At 56.1% G+C, this 19,164-nt stretch carries 15 protein-coding genes and 1 other annotated feature; of the genes, 5 read left to right on the top strand and 10 right to left on the bottom strand.

Annotated elements, in window-relative coordinates:
- Positions 1–98: 98 nt before the first annotated feature.
- The 4 genes from thrC to DXX3274_RS19130 form a co-directional block, all read right to left on the bottom strand.
- A complete protein-coding gene (thrC, locus tag DXX3274_RS19115; RefSeq protein ID WP_042861133.1) occupies positions 99–1,388 on the bottom strand; it encodes a threonine synthase in 1,290 nt (429 codons plus the stop codon).
- Between the two features lie 3 nt (positions 1,389–1,391).
- Positions 1,392–2,321 carry a homoserine kinase gene (gene thrB / locus DXX3274_RS19120; RefSeq protein ID WP_042861134.1) on the bottom strand — a complete coding sequence of 310 codons (930 nt, stop codon included), beginning with the start codon at positions 2,319–2,321 and terminating at the stop codon, positions 1,392–1,394.
- Positions 2,322–2,323: 2 nt separating this feature from the next.
- Complete coding sequence (gene thrA, locus DXX3274_RS19125; RefSeq protein WP_042861136.1) at positions 2,324–4,780, bottom strand: bifunctional aspartate kinase/homoserine dehydrogenase I; 2,457 nt, start codon at positions 4,778–4,780, stop codon at positions 2,324–2,326.
- A 114-nt stretch (positions 4,781–4,894) separates the two neighbouring features.
- Positions 4,895–5,014: a sequence feature (Thr leader region), on the bottom strand.
- A 201-nt stretch (positions 5,015–5,215) separates the two neighbouring features.
- The gene (locus tag DXX3274_RS19130; RefSeq protein ID WP_042861137.1) at positions 5,216–5,917 is read right to left on the bottom strand and encodes a tRNA/rRNA methyltransferase; all 702 of its coding nucleotides are present in this window, start codon (positions 5,915–5,917) and stop codon (positions 5,216–5,218) included.
- Between the two features lie 564 nt (positions 5,918–6,481).
- On the opposite strand from DXX3274_RS19130, the gene arcA reads away from it, so the two are divergent.
- Complete coding sequence (gene arcA, locus DXX3274_RS19135) at positions 6,482–7,198, top strand: two-component system response regulator ArcA (RefSeq protein ID WP_012768295.1); 717 nt, start codon at positions 6,482–6,484, stop codon at positions 7,196–7,198.
- 97 nt (positions 7,199–7,295) lie between these two features.
- On the opposite strand, the gene creA is transcribed toward arcA, so the two are convergent.
- Positions 7,296–7,769 (bottom strand): protein CreA, encoded by a 474-nt coding sequence (creA, locus tag DXX3274_RS19140; protein WP_152495317.1) that lies wholly within the window; start codon positions 7,767–7,769, stop codon positions 7,296–7,298.
- Between the two features lie 205 nt (positions 7,770–7,974).
- Between creA and robA the strand changes: the two genes are divergently transcribed.
- A complete protein-coding gene (gene robA / locus DXX3274_RS19145; protein ID WP_042861139.1) occupies positions 7,975–8,841 on the top strand; it encodes an MDR efflux pump AcrAB transcriptional activator RobA in 867 nt (288 codons plus the stop codon).
- Here robA and gpmB read toward each other — a convergent pair.
- Positions 8,838–9,488: a 2,3-diphosphoglycerate-dependent phosphoglycerate mutase GpmB gene (gene gpmB / locus DXX3274_RS19150; RefSeq protein WP_042861141.1), complete on the bottom strand. Its 651-nt coding sequence runs from the start codon at positions 9,486–9,488 to the stop codon at positions 8,838–8,840. The two genes, robA and gpmB, sit on opposite strands and share 4 nt — an antisense overlap.
- 51 nt (positions 9,489–9,539) lie before the next feature.
- Here gpmB and yjjX point away from each other — a divergent pair, with 51 nt between their 5' ends.
- Positions 9,540–10,079, top strand: coding sequence for an inosine/xanthosine triphosphatase (gene yjjX, locus DXX3274_RS19155; protein WP_042861142.1), 540 nt, complete (start codon positions 9,540–9,542; stop codon positions 10,077–10,079).
- Positions 10,080–10,093: 14 nt separating this feature from the next.
- Here yjjX and trpR read toward each other — a convergent pair whose 3' ends face one another.
- Positions 10,094–10,426 carry a trp operon repressor gene (gene trpR / locus DXX3274_RS19160; RefSeq protein ID WP_033567439.1) on the bottom strand — a complete coding sequence of 111 codons (333 nt, stop codon included), beginning with the start codon at positions 10,424–10,426 and terminating at the stop codon, positions 10,094–10,096.
- Between the two features lie 194 nt (positions 10,427–10,620).
- Entirely contained in the window at positions 10,621–12,552 is a 1,932-nt protein-coding gene (gene sltY, locus DXX3274_RS19165) for a murein transglycosylase (RefSeq protein ID WP_042861144.1), read from the bottom strand.
- Between the two features lie 468 nt (positions 12,553–13,020).
- Between sltY and ettA the strand changes: the two genes are divergently transcribed.
- Complete coding sequence (gene ettA / locus DXX3274_RS19170; RefSeq protein WP_038665495.1) at positions 13,021–14,685, top strand: energy-dependent translational throttle protein EttA; 1,665 nt, start codon at positions 13,021–13,023, stop codon at positions 14,683–14,685.
- Positions 14,686–14,868: 183 nt separating this feature from the next.
- Here ettA and DXX3274_RS19175 read toward each other — a convergent pair whose 3' ends face one another.
- A complete protein-coding gene (locus DXX3274_RS19175) occupies positions 14,869–16,575 on the bottom strand; it encodes a methyl-accepting chemotaxis protein (RefSeq protein ID WP_042861146.1) in 1,707 nt (568 codons plus the stop codon).
- Positions 16,576–17,085: 510 nt separating this feature from the next.
- A complete protein-coding gene (locus DXX3274_RS19180; RefSeq protein ID WP_042861147.1) occupies positions 17,086–17,982 on the bottom strand; it encodes a LysR family transcriptional regulator in 897 nt (298 codons plus the stop codon).
- 110 nt (positions 17,983–18,092) lie between these two features.
- Here DXX3274_RS19180 and DXX3274_RS19185 point away from each other — a divergent pair, with 110 nt between their 5' ends.
- Positions 18,093–19,094 carry a zinc-binding alcohol dehydrogenase family protein gene (locus tag DXX3274_RS19185; protein WP_042862224.1) on the top strand — a complete coding sequence of 334 codons (1,002 nt, stop codon included), beginning with the start codon at positions 18,093–18,095 and terminating at the stop codon, positions 19,092–19,094.
- The last annotated feature ends 70 nt before the right edge of the window (positions 19,095–19,164 follow it).

The raw sequence follows: 19,164 nt of genomic DNA on the forward strand, positions 1-19,164 counted from the left end.
ACCCGTTCCATAAACGAACACGGCCGGAAAGCGGTTTCCCTCTTTCCGGCCGTAATGCGTGCAGAAGTAATACGTTGCGGAAGTAATACGTTGCCGAATTAGTGCGGCAGTTCCATCAGGAATTTACGCAACTGCGCGAAGTCCGGCGCGAAGTGGTGCGACAGCAGCGCCAAATCGGCGCGTTCGGCCAGCGCCACCGGCAGCGACAATGTCTTAGCGAGAATCGCCTCGACGCTCTCCTTGAACTTCGCCGGATGGGCGGTACCCAGGAACAGACCGTATTCGCCCGGCTGCAACTGATCGCGCAGCAGACGGTAAGCGATCGCCGCGTGCGGCTCGGACGTGTAGCCCAGCGCCTCCAGTTCCAGCATGGTGGCTTTGGTGGTCTCATCGCTCACCGCGCCGAACGCCAGCTCTTTCAGTTGCCAGTTCTTGCGACGGAACAGTTCTTCCACACGCGGCCAGTTGTTCGGCTGACTCACATCCATCGCATTGGACAACGTCGCCACGGTCGGATTCGGCTGCCAGGCGCCGTTTTGCAGAAAACGCGGCACCGTGTCGTTGGCGTTGGTGGCGGCGATAAAGCGTTTCACCGGCAGGCCCAGCGATTTCGCCAGCAGGCCGGCGGTCAGGTCGCCGAAGTTGCCGCTCGGCACCGATACCACCAGTTGATTGCGTGCTTCCTGCGGCAACTGCGCCACCGCTTCAAAATAGTAGCTGATCTGCGCCAGCAGACGGCTGATGTTGATGGAGTTGGCGGAATTCAGCCCTATCGCACGTTTCAGCTCTTCATCATCAAACGCCTGCTTCACCAGCGCCTGACAAGCATCGAAATCGCTGTCGACGGCGATGGTGTGAATGTTGCCGCCCAGCGTACAGAACAATTTTTCCTGCAGCGGACTGATCTTGCCGTTCGGATACAGTATCACCACCCGCACGTTCTTCAGGCCGTAAAACGCATGCGCAACCGCCGCGCCGGTATCGCCCGAAGTGGCGGTCAGAATCGTGATTTGCTGATCGCCCGCGACTTCCGCCAGCATTTGCGCCATCAGGCGGCCGCCGAAGTCCTTGAATGCCAGCGTCGGGCCGTGAAACAGCTCCAGCGCGGCGATGTCTTCGCTCACCGGCACTACCGGCGCCGGGAAGCGGAAAGCCGCTTTAACGCGCTGGTAGACGGTTTCATCGGACATCTCATCACCAATGAACGCCGACAGAATGCGGCTGCTGCGGGTGACAAAATCCTGTTCCAGCAGTTCATCAATCGTCGTGCGGTCGAATTCCGGCAGTTCCAGCGGGAAAAACAGGCCCTGATTGCTCCCCAGCCCTTTGCGGATCGCTTCGGCGAAATTCACCTGTTCATTGTGATCTTTCAGATTGTACAGTTTCATGCGTTATCCCAATTGTCGCGCGCCTGCGGTATCCAGACGGCAAATATGAACAAAACCTTCGTCGTTCTGCAGATAGTTTTCCCGCAGCCAGCTTGCCAGACGCTCTGCCGAGCCCATGTTGTTGCACACGGAGAACAGCGTCGGCCCGGAACCGGAAATGCCGCAGGCCAGCGCGCCCAACTCGTTGGCCGCCTGACGCGCTTCGGCAAAACCGGGCAACAGACGCGTGCGGTAAGGCTCGGCGATGACGTCTTTCATCAGGGTCGCCGCCAGCGCCGCCTGGCCGGTATGGCAGGCGTGGATAAAGCCCGCCAGATAACGGCCGTGGCTGATGCAATCCTGACGACGGTACTGCGCCGGCAGAATCGCCCGCGCTTCAACCGTGGACACCTTGATGCCCGGATAGGCCATCACCCACAGCCAGTCGTCAAATCCCGGCACCGGCTGACTGACGATGCCCATCTCTTCCACCATCAGTTGGATACCGCCCAGGAAGCACGGCGCCACGTTGTCGTAATGCACGCTGCCGGAAATGCGCCCTTCCAGTTCGCCCATCAGCGTCAGCAGGCGGGTATCGTCCAGCGGTTTGCCGCAGAATTCGTTCATCGCCATCAGGCCGGCAACCACCGAACAGGCGCTGGACCCCAGCCCGGAACCAATCGGCATGTTTTTTTCCAGCGTCATCGCCACCGGCACGGTCTTGCCGATCTCCTGACAGAAACGTTCCCAGCACTGATATACGATGTTTTCTTTCGGGTTGTCCGGCAGCTTGCTGACAAAACGCCCTTCGTTGTGCAGGCTAAACAGTTCGGCTTCCCGCACGGTGACGCAATCGCCCAACAGGGTGCCGTCCACCGGCGATACCGCCGCGCCCAGCACGTCAAACCCCACGCTCACATTCCCGATGGATGCCGGGGCATAAATCCTCACCATTCTCACACTCCCACCTTCCACGACAGCGTACGCAACAGGTCTGCAAACACCCCGGCCGCCGTCACATCATTGCCCGCCCCGTAACCCCGCAACACCAGCGGCAGCGGCTGGTAATAGCGGCTGTAAAACGCCAGCGCGTTCTCGCCGTCCTTCACCTTGAATAGCGGATCGTTGCCGCCCACCACGCTGATCGTCACCTGGCACTTGCCGTCGTCGATCTTACCGACGTAGCGTAACACTTTACCTTCCGCCCGCGCCGCTTCAACCCGGCGGGCAAATTCGGCGTCCAGCTCAGGCAGGCGCGCCAGGAAGCTGGCGACATCGCCCTGCGCATATTCCGGCGGCAGCACGGAATCGACCTGAATGTCGTCCAGTTCCAGTTCATAACCCGCTTCACGCGCCAGAATCAGCAGCTTACGCGCCACGTCCATACCGGACAGATCGTCGCGCGGATCCGGCTCGGTAAAGCCTTTTTCTTTCGCCAACAGCGTAGCGGCGGACAACGACATGCCTTCATCCAGCTTACCGAAGATAAAGGACAGCGAACCGGACAGAATACCGTTGAAGCGAATCAGCTCATCGCCGGCATTCAGCAGATTTTGCAGGTTCTCAATCACCGGCAGGCCGGCGCCGACGTTGGTGTCGTACAGGAACTTGCGACGGGATTTGGCCGCCGCCTGACGCAACTGGTGGTAATAACGCAGCGTGCCGGTGTTGGCTTTCTTGTTAGGCGTGACGACATGGAAGCCGTCCGCCAGGAAATCAGCGTATTGATCGGCGACCACCTGACTGGAGGTACAGTCGATGATTACCGGGTTCAGCAAGTGATACTCTTTCACCAGACGGCTGAGCGCGGCCGGGCTAAACGGCTCACGCGCCCGCGCCAGCTCGTCGCGCCAGCGATCCATTGGAATGCCGTGCACGTTGGTCAGCATCGCTTTGGAGTTGGCGATGCCGCATACCCGCACGTCGATGTGTTTTTGTTTCAGCCACGGCTGCTGGCGCTGAATCTGCTCCAGCAATGCGCCGCCGACGCCGCCGACGCCAATCACGAACACGTCCAGCGCCTGATTGGTGTTGAACAGCATCTGATGCGCTACCCGCACGCCGGTGGTCGCCACGTCATTGTTCACCACCACCGAAATCGAGCGCTCGGACGAACCCTGAGCGATCGCCACGATATTGATATTGGCGCTGGCCAGCGCGGTGAACAGACGGGCAGACAGGCCGCGCAGCGTGCGCATGCCGTCGCCCACCACGGAAATGATCGCCAGCCGTTGCACCACGTCCAAAGGCTCCAGTACGCCTTCTTTCAGCTCCAGATAGAATTCGTCTTCCAGCGTTTTGCGCGCGCGCGGTAACTCATTCTGAGACACGCAGAAGCTGATGCTGTATTCGGAAGAGGACTGGGTGATAAGCACCACCGAGATACCGGCGCGGGACATGGCGGCGAACACGCGCGCCGCCATCCCAACCATCCCTTTCATACCGGGGCCGGAAACGTTGATCATCGCCATGTTGTTCAGGTTGGTGATGCCTTTGACCGGATACTGGTTATCGTTGCTTTCCAGCCCGATCAGCGTACCGGGCGCCTGGGGATTTTCGGTGTTCTTGATAAGGCAGGGAATCTGGAACTGGGCGATGGGAGCGATAGTGCGGGGGTGGAGAACTTTGGCGCCGAAGTAGGACAATTCCATCGCTTCCTGATAGGACATCGACTTCAGCAACCGCGCATCCGGCACCTGACGCGGGTCGCAGGTGTACACGCCGTCGACGTCAGTCCAGATCTCACAACAGTCGGCCCGCAGACACGCGGCCAGCACCGCCGCCGAATAGTCAGAACCGTTGCGGCCCAGCACCACCAGTTCGCCTTTATCATTGCCGGCGGTAAAGCCCGCCATCAGGATCACATGGTCAGCGGGGATCGCCTGCTCATCAATGCGGCGGGTGGATTCAGCGATATCTACCGTGGATTCCAGATAATGGCCCTGCGCCAGCAGGCTGCGCACCGGGTCGATGATCGATACCTGATAGCCGCGCGCCTGAAATACGGCTTCCATGATGGCGATGGAAAGTTTTTCGCCCCGGCAGATAATGGCGGCGTTGACGCTGTCCGGGCACTGCCCCAGCAAGGCGATGCCATGCAGCACCTGCTTGAGCTGGGAAAACTCTTCATCCACCCGCGCTTTCAGCCGGTCATGGGCAAAACCGGGCTGGGATTGCGCCAGTCCCTGCAGCAAATCGGCAAAAATGACTTCCGCTTCGGTGATATTTGGCTGGATATCCTGTTTAGCCACGGTTTTTTCAATCATGGCCACCAAGTGATTGGTGATTTTCGCCGGTGCCGACAGCACCGTAGCGACCTGTCCCTGACGTGCATTGCTTTCGATGATATCGGCAACACGCGCAAATCGTTCCGCGTTGGCTACCGAGGTCCCGCCAAATTTCAACACTCGCATTTTTGTCTATTCTCCTGAATTTTCAGTTGCCAAAAACGCCGGGAGCGTTTTTGAAAGCCATTTGCAACGGCCTTATAAGGTTGGCGGGCAGCAATAAACCCGCGATAACGGTAAAAAAAAAAGACCCGCACTGTGAAGTGCGGGCTTTTTCTGGATTCATCTGTACGCGTCAGCCCGCACCGTTACTCGTCGTACCGGTGGTAATAATAATGGTGGTGGTAACCAGGCTGATGTGATGCATTGCGTAACGTTCTCGTAGATCGAAAAATTATCTGCTCTATTAGTTAGGGCAATCGCCCTGCTAAGTCAACGGATTTCTTCATTCCTCCCTCCACTTTACGCCAGTGACGGCGGATAAAGTCACTATGGAAAAACAAAAAACCCAAACAATGATTCAGAAAAAGCGGCCTGTCGTGATGATTCGCCAGAGAATCCTCATTTTCCCTGATCTTCTGCCGATAGCGCTTTTTCCACATCATGCAGTAGCCTATGCAGCATGGCGCTGTCACGTTGCTCCAGTAATCCGAGCCGCTGTTGCAGCCAGTCGCGCAGTTTTTCATCCTGCTGCGCGCCGACCCGAACCAGCAAACGCGCAAACCGCTCGCGCAACGCCGCCAGTTGTCCGGATTCAGCCTGCGTCGGCTCGGCCGCGGTCACCTGCATCAACGACGCCAGTTGATAACAATACACCATCACCGCCTGCCCCAGATTCAATGACGGATAATCCGCCGCCATCGGCACGCCGGTCAGGATGTCCGCCAGCGCCAGCTCCTCATTGGTCAGCCCGGAATCTTCGCGGCCAAACACCAGCGCCGCCGAACCGACCCAGTGCCGCTTTTCCTCCAGCACGTTCAACAACTGCGCTGGTTCACAGTAGTAATGAAAACGGGCGCGGCTGCGAGCGGTGGTCGCCACCGTAAACTCAACATCCGCCAGCGCGTCGGCCAGCGTCGGGAAAACGTCGACCCCGTCAAGAATATCGCCGGAGCCATGCGCCACCCAACGCGCCGCTGGCTCAAGATGCGCTGTGCTGTCGACAATCCGCAACCGGCCAAACCCCATGGTTTTCATGGCGCGCGCCGCCGCACCGACGTTTTCGGCCCGGGCGGGCGCCACCAAAATGATATAAAACTGCACACAACCTCCCAGCCCGCACCTGGCAGGTGCGCTGACGAATAAAATGTAGCGATGATTTACGCTGGAAAATAAGTCCATACCGGGATTTGACGCATCCCGCCAGATGGCCTGAAATCGTAGCCGTATTGACACGCCGCCGGATAGCGCGACGGAAATGGAAACGCTTCAGCTATCAGCATTTATTATGCCGTGGTGAATATAAAAATGTTAAATTGTGATAGATAGCGGTATTCGTGGTGCGTTTTCCACAAATTGCTAACGTGCTACAATGAAATTTGATATATGTCAATGGAACCGTAGATTTGCCAGTCGGCGAAATCAGTGCTCACTGTTATGTTGCTGTTAATAAGGTTAAACTGTGCGCCACAATAGGCTCTGTTGAAAAACCTCATCGCCACCTGTTATCAGGCTCGCGTCGGGTGGAAACAAGTGCTTCAAAACGTATTTACGTACTTGAGTCAGTCGGCGAAAAAACGGTGAACACGATTTCCCAAAGCGCCCGAGAGAACCAGGACTTCTGTACTTTCGAATCTCTATATTAGTTGGCAATTTTAGGTAGCAAACATGCAGACCCCCCACATTCTTATTGTCGAAGACGAGTTGGTAACTCGTAACACCCTCAAAAGCATTTTTGAGGCCGAGGGATACGTTGTTCACGAAGCCACCGACGGCGCCGAGATGCATAACATCCTGTCCGAACATGACATCAATCTGGTCATTATGGATATTAACCTGCCGGGCAAGAATGGCTTGCTGCTGGCGCGTGAACTGCGCGAGCAGGCAAGCGTAGCGCTGATGTTCCTGACCGGGCGCGATAATGAAGTCGACAAGATTCTAGGCCTGGAAATCGGCGCAGACGACTACATCACCAAGCCGTTCAACCCGCGAGAACTGACCATCCGCGCACGCAATCTGCTGTCCCGCACCATGAATCTGGGCGGCGGCACCGAAGAGCGTCGTCTGGTGGAAAGCTACCGCTTCAATGGTTGGGAGCTGGATATCAACAGTCGTTCGCTGGTCAGCCCGAACGGCGAGCAGTACAAACTGCCGCGTAGCGAATTCCGCGCCATGCTGCATTTCTGCGAGAATCCGGGAAAAATCCAGTCCCGTGCCGAACTGCTGAAGAAAATGACCGGCCGCGAGCTGAAGCCGCATGACCGTACGGTAGACGTCACCATCCGCCGGATCCGCAAACATTTCGAATCCACCGCCGATACGCCGGAGATCATCGCCACCATTCACGGCGAAGGTTATCGCTTCTGCGGCGATCTGGAAGACTGATTCCCGGCGCGTACATCACGCGCCAGTATGTAAAAAGCCGGGTCTGCCCCGGCTTTTTTATTTCTGAGATGTTGTTTATTTCCGGGATAGATAGCCGTTACTTGCTCCAGGGCAGAATCGGCACCGCGCTGAGCGCGTTTTTCGGCGACCCTTCCACTATACGATCGGAATAGGTCAGATAAACCAGCGCATTACGTTTTGCATCGTAAAAACGCACCACTTGCAGTTTCTTGAAAATCAGCGACGTGCGCTGCTGAAACACCACGTTGCCTTTTCCCTTGTTGCTGGTGATCTTATCGCTCAGGGTAATCGGCCCCACTTGCTGACAGGAAATGGCGGCATCCGACGTATCCTCCGCCAGGCCAAGTCCCCCTTTGATGCCGCCGGTTTTGGCTCTGCTCAGATAACAGGTCACGTTTGCCACATCCGGATCGTCAAACGCTTCCACGATGATTTTGTGGTCTGGTCCCAGCAGCTTAAAGACCGTATCCACCGATCCGATTTCCTCAGCCCAGACTGACGTTACACCGCAGAGCAGGGCCGCAGCCATCAACACAATTCGTCTTTTCATCATTGCCTTTCTCTCACTTTGTCGCCGCCATGGCGTAGTTTCTGTGGTTCAAAGACCGTTTGTCGGATAGATTTCTTTAGCAGCCTATGTTAATCAGATTCTTTATTCATAAGGCACAAAAATCTTGGTAAGTGCCCCAGGGAAAAAGTTGCTATTATGCCGGGCTTATACGCTTAGCTCTCGGTGTGTTCTATGAGGACGATCTATGGATCAAGCCAGTATCATACGTGACCTGCTCAACTGGCTGGAGGGTCATCTTGACCAGCCTTTATCGCTGGATAATGTCGCAGCCAAGGCCGGCTATTCCAAGTGGCATTTGCAGAGAATGTTCAAGGACGTAACGGGTCATGCCATCGGTTCATACATTCGTGCCCGTCGGCTCACCAAAGCGGCTGTCGCACTGTGTCTGACCAGTCGCCCGATTCTTGATATCGCCTTGCAGTACCGTTTCGATTCACAACAGACGTTCACCCGGGCGTTCAAAAAGCAGTTTGCCCAGACGCCGGCGTCCTATCGTCGGTCGGATGACTGGAATACTTTCGGTATCCATCCACCGATTCGTCTCGGCGCGTTTACCATGCCGCAACCGCACTTCGTCACCTTGCCGGAAACGCAGTTGGTTGGTCTGACCCAGAGCTATACCTGTAATCTGGAGCAAATTACCTGTTTTCGTACCGAAATACGCGTCCATTTCTGGCGGCAGTATTTGGGAGAAGTCAAACAGGTCCCGCCGGTGCTGTACGGTCTGCATCATTCTCGTCCAAGCAAGGAGAAGGATGATGAACATGAAGTGCTGTATACCACCGCGCTGGAACCACATCATGTTCCAGAGGGCGTGCATCCCGGCGAACCGGTGGTATTACCGAGCGGTGACTATGCCATGTTTATTTACGAAGGCCCGGCGGATGATTTGCAGGATTTCATCATCACCCTATACGACACCTGCCTGCCAACTTATAAACTGACCCGCCGCAAAGGTTTTGATGCTGAACGCTTTTACCCCAAAGGCCACAAGGAAGCTGAGCCGCCCAAAATCATCCGCTGCGAATATCTGATTCCAATTCAACGTTAACGCTGCAATTCATCCAACGCCGGAGCGTCAAGATGGGAGACGTCTCCGGCGGTTTCCACTATCCACCCAGGCGCCAGCCAGGGGCTCTGCTGATAATCAACGCGAGACAATGAACAGTTGCGCAGCCGCAAGCGACGCTCCGCCCAGGCCGGTAATCCCAGCAACGTACTCAGCAGGCAGCCCAGCGCAATACCGTGACTCACCAGCAGCGGGCGGCTGCCTTCCGGCAACGCCAGGCACTTTGCCAGCACGCTCTGCATACGCAGAGCCAATTCCGACATGGACTCGCCGTTGGGAATACGGCCATCGCGGGTGCCATCCACCAACTGTTTACGCCAGCGCTCTTCCTCGGGGCTCAGCGAATCAATCAGCCTTTCCTCCAGCACGCCCATGTTCAGCTCTCTCAGAGCTGGCTCCATGATCACCGGGCAGTCGCCGCAAGCCTGCGAGATAATGTCGGCAGTGCGCTGGGTCCGCCCCAGATCGCTGGTAAAGATATGGGTAATCCCCAGTTTCCTGACCCTTGCAGCAACCAGCCGGGCCTGATGCTCGCCACCTGAGGTCAGCGGACTGTCCGACTGCCCTTGAATTCGCCGCGCCACGTTCCACTCTGTTTCACCATGGCGAACAAGATATACCTGTAACATGATTTTTTTCCGTTATACTGCGTCAAATTAACTACAAGGTAGGGAAACATTATGTACCATGTTGTCGCTTCTACGACCAACCCGGCCAAGATTAACGCCATAACTTTAGCATTTGCCGACGTTTTTGGTGTGGATAATTGCCGCATCGAAGGGGTTGATGTAGATAGTGGAGTTCCCAGTCAACCGTTAGGTTCTGTCGAAACCCGAACAGGCGCCAGGAATCGTGTGATGAGAGCGCGGCAGGTCCGTCCGGAAGCTGATTTCTGGGTAGGTGTGGAAGCCGGCATCGAAGAAAGCATGACGTTCGCCTGGATGGTGATTGAAAATGCGGTCATCCGCGGCGAATCCCGTTCAGCCAGTCTGGTATTGCCGGAAAGCATTCTGCAGGGGATTGGCGAAGGCCGCGAACTGGGCGATGAAATGGCCCGCCTGACCGGCATTCAGGATATCAAACGTCAGGGGGGCGCGATTGGCGTCTTCACGGATGGCAAACTGTCCAGAACCAGCGTGTATTATCAGGCGTTGCTGCTGGCGCTGGTGCCGTTTCATAATCCGGTTTATCAGCACCCGATTCATGCGCCGTCCATTTAATCGCTTCCCGAGCGCTAACCCTTCTTCTCTGGTAGCAATTGTTCCTCCAGCCAGACTTTCAGCCTGGCCGGGGCGGATTTGAGGCTGTTGGAACCTCGGGTGATGGTCGCAATGCCCGCACCCAGCTCATTTTTCAGCTCACGCTGGCTCATCTCGCCGCGCATCAATTCCTGAATAATACGAACCCGGGTTCCCAGCGCGGTTCGCTCATCCGGCGTTAACAGCAGTTGCAGCAGCGGTTGCTCCAGCCCTTCCGCCATCGCCTGTTGGAACAGACTGACAAACGCCTGCCAGTTTTCATCGTCTTGTTCGGAAAATACCGGATCATGAAGTGAAGGTGATGTCATAACGGCCGCCATACTATTTAACTAGTACATCAGCATAACATACTCTTCATAATGAAAAAAAGCGTAGCAAATAGGATAAACGCCCGCCTTAGCGAGACGGGCGTGAGGTAATGACTACCGGCATAATGGCTCTTTCTTCACCTGCGTCCTGCGTAAGACGGGGAATGCGCATGTCAGGCAATCCCCGCTAACGGTCAGTAACGCCGCTGCCATTCGTTGTCCATCAGCAACGTAGTCGGGCGCTGTTGCATCAGGCTACGGTAGAAAACGTCATAGGCCAGTACATTTTTGACGTATCCCCGCGTCTCGGAAAACGGAATACTTTCCACAAACGCGATGGCGTCAACCCGGCCGTCGCTATCTTTCAACCAGTTGCTCACCCGCGATGGCCCGGCATTGTAGGCAGCGGATGCCAGAATGCGGTTCTGACCGAACGATTGATAAACATAATCCAGATAGCTGGTGCCAAGCTGGATATTCATCTGCGGATCCAGTAACTGACTGCTGTTGGTATAGCTGGCGATATTAAACATTTCGGCAGTGTGCTGCGCGGTGGCAGGCATCAGTTGCATCAGGCCGGCCGCACCCACGGCGGAACGCGCTTGCGGGTTCCAGGCGCTTTCCTGACGGGCAATCGCCATGGCATAACTCTGGCTGATGCCCTTACCTTGCGTCGCCCGACGGAAATCGTCATTCCATGCCAGCGGGAAACGTTCCTCCAGATTGTCCCAGAGTTTCGCCACAATCGTGGCCTGAACACTCAGGTCATACCAATGCTGTTCGAACGCAAAACGCGCCAGCGCTTCCTGCTGCGGACGATCCCGGCTAGCCACCAGCCCCGCCCATTCAGAACGAGCCAGGCTTTCCAGTCCCCAGAACATCAGCTCGCGTACCCGCGCCACTTCCGGTAACTGCCCAATCGAGCGCTCCGGTTTGGCGGCAATCATAATGGTCAACGGATAGTTCACATTGAGCTTTTGCGCGGCGGCCATCGGGTAAAAACCGCGAATCGTCATCAGTTCGCGCAGTTGGTTCTCGCCTTCCTGCTTTTGCCCTTGTTCTATCAGCAGTATTGCTCGCCAGTAGCGCCACTCATCCTTTTGCTGCACGTCGGCCGGCAAGCGCGCCATCCACTGCTTCAGCCCGGGCCGATCCCCCTGCCCCAGCGCCATACGGACGCGTCGTTCCAGCAGCGGCGCCGAGGCGCTGCGCAGAATGACGGCATCACGCCAAAGCGCCTGCTCCTCGGTGGCATCGCTGCTCATCAGGCGCCAGGCGATGTCATCTTCCATGCTCTGACGTTCCTGCGGGCGCATTTTCTGCAGGCGAATCAGCTGTGGCAGCAACGCCCGCGCCTCATCCGGATCCTGACGGGCAATGCGGCTGAACGCCGATAATACTGCTCTTCGGGTAAAATCCGTCGGGCCGACAGAGCGGGCGAAGCGCTCGATCGTTTTAGGATTGCTTTGCAATCTCAGCAACGCGTCGGTGATGGTCTTGTAATCCGCCGGCAATTGTCTGGAAAGATGATTCACCAGACCTGCGCTGCCTGCATCCATCGCCAGTCGCATCCGTTCAAGAACCATTAACGACGTCAATCCTCCTTGCTGCTGCCAGGCTGAAAATAACTTGTCACAGGTCGGCGGCAATGAGCGGCCGGTCAACCAGATTTCGCGGGTCTGCTCCCAGACGCCTTGCGGTTGCCCCACCATGACTTTGGCATACAGATAATTGCAGAGAGAAGCGACCGGCTTGGGTTGTTCCGGGCTGAACACCAGCAGTCCATTCCAGTCCTGACGACGAGCCAGTTCATTGATAAAACTGTTATTGAGCGTACGCACCGCAGGCAGTGTCGGGTGCGAAGCCATAAACTGTTTGACCTGAGCCTCGCTGACGGTCGATAAATCCTGCGTCAGCGCCCGGTATTCCAGATAAGGGTAAAGCGGGTAATCACGTAGCGTCGGCATTAATTGGGAAACCACATCCATCTGGTTATTATCCCACGCGGACTTTATTTGCTGATAACGCTGCCGCTGCTCATCCAGAGAGTCCGCCAGCGCCTGGCACGATACCCCAATGAGACACAGCGCGGCGGCCACATATCGCCAATACCCTAATTTGAACATAACTGCCCTGACCTCACTCGTTATCGTTTCCGCCATTACCGCCGAACGCCGTCATTAATCGCCGTCATTAATGTTCACGGCAATCGCCCATACCCATGACAGCTGCAGTGCCTTGACTGACGTTGGTTTTTTCAAACTAAATCAGTGTGGCATATCCTGCCCGGCAACGATACGCCGAAAGCAGCTTAAAACAGAACGAAATTCGCAGCGTTAACATCCTTTTACCAGAGCGCCCGCAGTTTCGGCTGGCATTCGCCTCAATGGTTCCATCATGGGTGGAATCTGCCTCGCAGAGTCCACAACACGATGACGGGATGGCTGGGATCATGCGGCGAAAACAGCTAAACTCCGTCAACAGTAAATTCCTTTTGCCGGCGGGGCGTCAGCGCGCTTCCGGCATCATGCCCCTACAGGCGCCATGCTTTAATGGCATAACGCTAAACTGGACAGAAAGAGGCTCAGAGCAACGTGGCTCAATACGTTTACACCATGCACCGCGTCGGCAAGGTTGTTCCGCCGAAGCGTCATATCCTGAAAAATATTTCCCTCAGTTTTTTCCCAGGCGCCAAAATCGGTGTGCTGGGTCTGAACGGGGCGGGTAAATCCACCCTGCTGCGCATCATGGCGGGAATTGATAAAGACATCGAAGGCGAAGCCCGCCCGCAGCCAGGTATCAAAATTGGCTACCTGCCTCAGGAGCCCCAGCTAAATCTGGAACATACCGTCCGTGAAGCGGTTGAAGAGGCTGTCAGCGAAGTGAAACGCGCGCTGACCCGGCTGGACGAAGTCTATGCCGCCTATGCCGACCCGGATGCCGACTTCGATAAGCTGGCGAAAGAACAGGGCGAGCTGGAATCGATTATTCAGGCTCACGACGGCCACAATCTTGATAACCAGCTTGAGCGAGCCGCCGACGCGCTGCGCCTGCCGCCGTGGGAAGCGAAAATCGCCAACCTCTCCGGGGGCGAACGCCGCCGCGTCGCTATCTGCCGCCTGTTGCTGGAAAAACCGGACATGCTGCTGCTCGACGAACCCACCAACCACCTGGATGCGGAATCGGTCGCCTGGCTGGAGCGTTTCCTGCACGACTACGAAGGCACCGTGGTTGCCATCACCCATGACCGTTACTTCCTCGATAACGTTGCCGGCTGGATTCTGGAGCTGGACCGCGGCGAAGGGATTCCGTGGGAAGGCAACTACTCGTCCTGGCTGGAACAGAAAGACCAGCGTCTGGCACAGGAAGCCTCCACCGAAGCCGCTCGTCGCAAATCCATCGAGAAAGAGCTGGAGTGGGTGCGTCAGAATCCGAAGGGCCGTCAGGCCAAAGGCAAGGCGCGTCTGGCTCGTTTCGACGAACTCAACAGCGTCGAATACCAGAAACGCAACGAAACCAGCGAGCTGTTCATTCCGCCTGGCCCGCGCCTTGGCGACAAAGTGCTGGAAGTACAGAACCTCACCAAATCCTACGGTGACCGGGTGCTGATTGATAACCTGTCGTTCGCCATTCCGAAAGGCTCCATCGTCGGGATTATCGGCCCCAACGGCGCCGGTAAATCGACCCTGTTCCGTATGTTGTCCGCGCAGGAACAACCGGACTCCGGCACGATATCGCTGGGCGAAACGGTGCAACTGGCGTCGGTTGATCAGTTCCGCGACAAGATGGACGGCAGCAAGACCGTATGGGAAGAAGTCTCAGGCGGTCAGGACATCATGCGTATCGGTAATTTCGAGATCCCGAGCCGCGCCTATGTCGGCCGTTTCAACTTCAAAGGCGTCGATCAGGGCAAACGTATCGGGGAACTCTCCGGCGGCGAACGTGGTCGCGTGCATCTGGCAAAACTACTGCAGGTTGGCGGCAACATGCTGCTGCTTGACGAACCGACCAACGACCTGGATATCGAAACCCTGCGCGCGCTGGAAAACGCCCTGCTGGAATTCCCCGGTTGCGCCATGGTGATTTCCCATGACCGCTGGTTCCTGGACCGTATCGCCACCCACATCATCGACTATCAGGATGAAGGCAAGGTGGAATTCTTCGAAGGCAACTTCACAGAATACGAAGAGTACAAGAAACGGACTTTGGGTGCGGAAGCGCTGGAGCCGCATCGTATCAAGTACAAGAAAATGGCGTGATATTGCGTCTGCCTACCGTGTCACGGCGTCTTCGCCGTGACAGCAAAAGCCCGCCAACCGGCGGGCTTTTTCATTGTCAGCGTGAAACCATCTCCTGGGAGGTGGTAACTGTTTTGACCATTTAACTCGATCGCATTTGATTCAATCAGATGTGTGGCCTGATACCGCCACACATTACAGCAATCAGAACGTTTCCCAGTTCTGGTCGTTACGACCCGCTCTGCCTGCACCAATAGCGGCTACCGCCGGGACCGGCTGTAAGACCGGCCGGGATGGCAGCGAGGCACGCACCGGCTCGCTTTCCTTGCGATGGTTCAACTTGAAGACCGCCACCGCCTGAGTCAAACGTTCAGCCTGTGATTCCAGCGAGACGGCGGCGGCCGAAGCCTCCTGCACCAACGCGGCGTTCTGCTGGGTTGTGCCTTCCATCTCCAGCACAGCCTGATTCACTTGACCGATACCCCGGCTTTGCTCATCAGATGCTGAAGCAATTTCCCCCATAATATCCGTCACGCTGACCACCGCTTTCACAATCTCTTCCATCGTACTCCCAGCTTTGGCAACCAGTTCCGAACCGGCATCCACCAGCCGACCGGATTCGCCAATCAGAGATTCGATTTCTTTCGCCGCCTGCGCACTACGCTGCGCCAGACTACGTACCTCTCCGGCAACCACCGCGAAGCCCCGACCCTGCTCGCCAGCGCGGGCAGCCTCTACGGCGGCGTTCAATGCCAGAATATTGGTCTGGAAAGCAATACTATTGATAACACTGGTGATTTCGGAAATTTTCTTCGAACTGGACGAAATATCCCCCATGGTTTTCACCACATCCTGAACGATATTTCCGCCCAACTCCGCCTTGCCGGAAGCATTGCGCGCCAGCTGGCTGGCATGGTTGGCGTTATCCGAGTTCTGTTTCACCGTAGAGGTCAGTTCCTCCATACTGGCCGCCGTCTGCTCCAGCGCCGCCGCCTGTTGTTCAGTGCGGGAAGAAAGATCGACGTTGCCGGCGCTGATTTCGGAAGCGCCCTGATAAATAGAGTCAGCGCCTTCACGAACCACCGTCACGGTGTTGGTCAACGACTCCTGCATATGCTGCAGGTTTTGGCCCAGAATACCGATTTCATTGCGACCCAGGTTTTCTGCCGGCTGCGTCAGGTCGCCCTGCGCAATTCTTTGGATACGGGTGATCAGCACATTGACCGGCACCAGAATCGCCCGGCGGATCACCAGATAAGTCAACGCCGCCAGCAGAATCGCCAGAATGAACGACACGCCCATCAGGATATTCCCCAGACGAGCATTATCAGAAGCCAGCGTATTAATATTGTTCGCATGATCCGTCAGGTATTTCACTTCTTTTCGTACCTGCATGGCATAACTGGTATCCAGCTGGCGCGCCAGCGAGGTTTCCAGCTCAATAGTGCTTTCGAATTCGCCGTTACGCACAAACTCCACCATCGGCACCATCACTTTATCCCGATAGGCGGTGTAATTGGTGGTCAGGTCAGCATCCAGCGCCTTCTCTATATCCGACTTATCGCTACGGGCCATATAATCATCAAAGCGCTTCTGCGAGCTTTTGATGCGTTCCATACCTTCATTAAACGCCTGATTGTAGGAGTCTTTATCACCAATACGCGACGCCGCTACCGCCTGCACCAGCAACTGACGGGAAACGCGGAAATTGTCCATGCTGCTGCTGATCCCGGCACGGATCTCGGACACCAGATTAGCCCGCTCCAGAGAAGCGTTACTCTGTTTGAGGAAATAACTGGCAGAGCCAATTGAGAGGGCAAACAGAATCAGAATAATGGTTAACAGCGTGATAAAGAGCGTCACAAGACGAATGTTGTTTATGGAAGAGATATTCCCTTTTTGTTCTGCCATTCCGATTTCTCACTTTCACTACAAGATGCTGATCACTTCCGCCGCGTCAACAGCAGAAGCACATATAGCTTTGCGCCATTCACTAATTTCCTGACAAACACCGACCACAGCCACATAAGCGCCCGGCAAGGCAACAGACGTCACACAGGAGCAGGAAAACAAAACAACATTTTAATTTAATTGCATTGTTGTTTCTTTAAAAAAGAAAAACCGTGATGACTGTAGCATGCTCTGCGGATAAGTGGTCAACAGAAACGGTCAGGTTCCTTTTTCTGGCTGAATCATCCGTGCATGGCAGGGATATAAACCGAAAAAACCGTGTTTGCAGCCAGAAAACGACAAGGATTAAAACCATTAATAGCTAAACCATTAATGCTTAAAACTATTAAGGCTCGAAGCCATTAACGTTTGCAGCGATTGAGGCAAGCAATAACGTTCTCTGACGAGGCGGACGGCGGCGTGTAATCACGCGCGATCAGATCTCCGGCTCCGTGGAGAACGAGGTACAGCTTAACGAGCAGAATAATCACACAATGACTCAAAACTCAGGGCAAAATCAATAAAGCAGTTGAGGGCGGGCGAGTTCAGTTTACGTCCGGGATAAATCAGATACAGATCGTTGGTATCCGCCCGCCACCCAGGCAGCAGGCAGACCAGCTCGCCGTTGTCCAACTGCTCCCGGCACAGGAACTCCGGCAACAGCGTAATGCCGCCGCCGGCCAGCGCGCAGGCTCGGGCATACAGCAAATTATCGGTAATATGCGACTGCGGCAGCCGCCAGAGAAAATACTCCGCTTCATGGTGAAACCCCCACTCCGGCCAGGCTCGATGCGCAATGCAGCGGTGCGACTGCAATTCACGCGGATGCGCGATCGGCGCGGAGCCAGCCAGATACCCGGCCGACGCGACCAGATAATGCGGCACCTGCCCCAGCGAGCGGCCGATCAGGGAAGAATCCTGCGGCTTGCCGGTGCGCAACGCGGCGTCAAATCCTTCCTCCACCAGATCGATGACCCGGTCGGCAACAACGATATCCAGCGAAACCGCCGGAAAGCGCGACTGAAACTCCGCGGTCAGGCGCGCCAGCAAGGTGGCCCCCAATCCGGCCGGACTGGTGATCCGCAAACGTCCGCTGGGGTTATCGCGCAAATGCTGCATCGCCATCTCGGCGCGTTCGCTGGCTTGCCGCATCTCCCGGCAATGCACCAGATAGCGTTCGCCGGCAAAGGTCAGGTTGAGCTTGCGGGTAGTGCGGTTAAACAGCCGCAACCCCAGCGACTGCTCCAACTGACTGATTCGCAGGCTAAGGCTCGACTTGGCCATACCCGCCTGCCTGGCGGCTTCGGTAAAACTGCCGCATTCCGCCACCAGCGTAAATAGCGCCATATCCTGTAATTGTTTGAACATGATTGTTCTTCATAGCCGAACACTTCGTTAGTAATTGTCCATCTTATCAGCACTATCGACAGGTTCTACACTGTTATGCAGTCCAACACGTAACAATGGAAGAACTCATCATGACAGTAAAAGCCATCGCCGTTGACCCCAGACAACCCGATAACTTCGTAGAAATCACCGCCGAATTACCGCAACCCGGCGAACACGACCTGCTGGTAGCCGTAAAAGCGGTATCGGTTAACCCGGTAGATACCAAAGTTCATGCCGGGTTGCGTCGGGACGGCCTGCAACATCCGCGCATTCTCGGGTGGGACGCCAGCGGCGTAGTTATCGAAACCGGCTCAGCGGTAAGCGGTTTTAAACCAGGGGACGAAGTCTGGTATGCGGGCGATATCACGCGCCCCGGCAGCAACAGCACGCACCAACTGATCGATGCGCGTATCGCCGCGCATAAACCCGCCACGCTGGGCTGGGCTGAAGCCGCCGCCCTGCCGCTGACGGCCCTGACCGCCTGGGAAGGATTATTCGAACATCTGAAAATTCAGGATGCGGCTAAAGGCAAAACGCTGCTGATTATCGGCGGCGCCGGCGGCGTCGGTTCGCTGGCTATTCCTCTGGCGGCGCAGCGCAGCGAGGCGACGATCATCGCTACCGCTTCCCGTCCCGACTCCGCACAATGGTGCCGCGACCGGGGCGCGCATCTGGTGGTGGATTATCGCCATCTGGTGGATGAATTGAAAAAGCAGAATATTGAGCAGGTCGATTACATTTTCTGCCTGAATGATACCGACGGCCATTGGGATGCCATCAGCCGGCTAATCGCCCCGATGGGACACATCTGCACTATCGTGGAAAACACCCGGCCGTTGGACCTGAATCAACTTAAGCTGAAAAGCGCGGCGCTGCACTGGGAATTCATGTTTACCCGCAGCATGTTCACTACGCCGGACATCGCGCGTCAGGGCGAAATCCTGCGCGAGGTGGCGCAACGGGTGGATAGCGGCGAATTGCAGGGCACCCTCAGCCAGACGTTTAACGGACTGACGACGACAACGCTGAAACAAGCGCATGATGCCGTACTGGCCGGTCATATGCGCGGCAAGGTCGTGATCACGCTGTAGCGCCAAACCAGTATAAAAAAAGCCAGCCCGGTGGGCTGGCTTCCTCATTATTAAGCCGAATTATCGCTTA

The sequence above is a fragment of the Dickeya sp. NCPPB 3274 genome (genome assembly GCF_000406205.1).
Lineage (GTDB): Bacteria > Pseudomonadota > Gammaproteobacteria > Enterobacterales > Enterobacteriaceae > Dickeya > Dickeya fangzhongdai.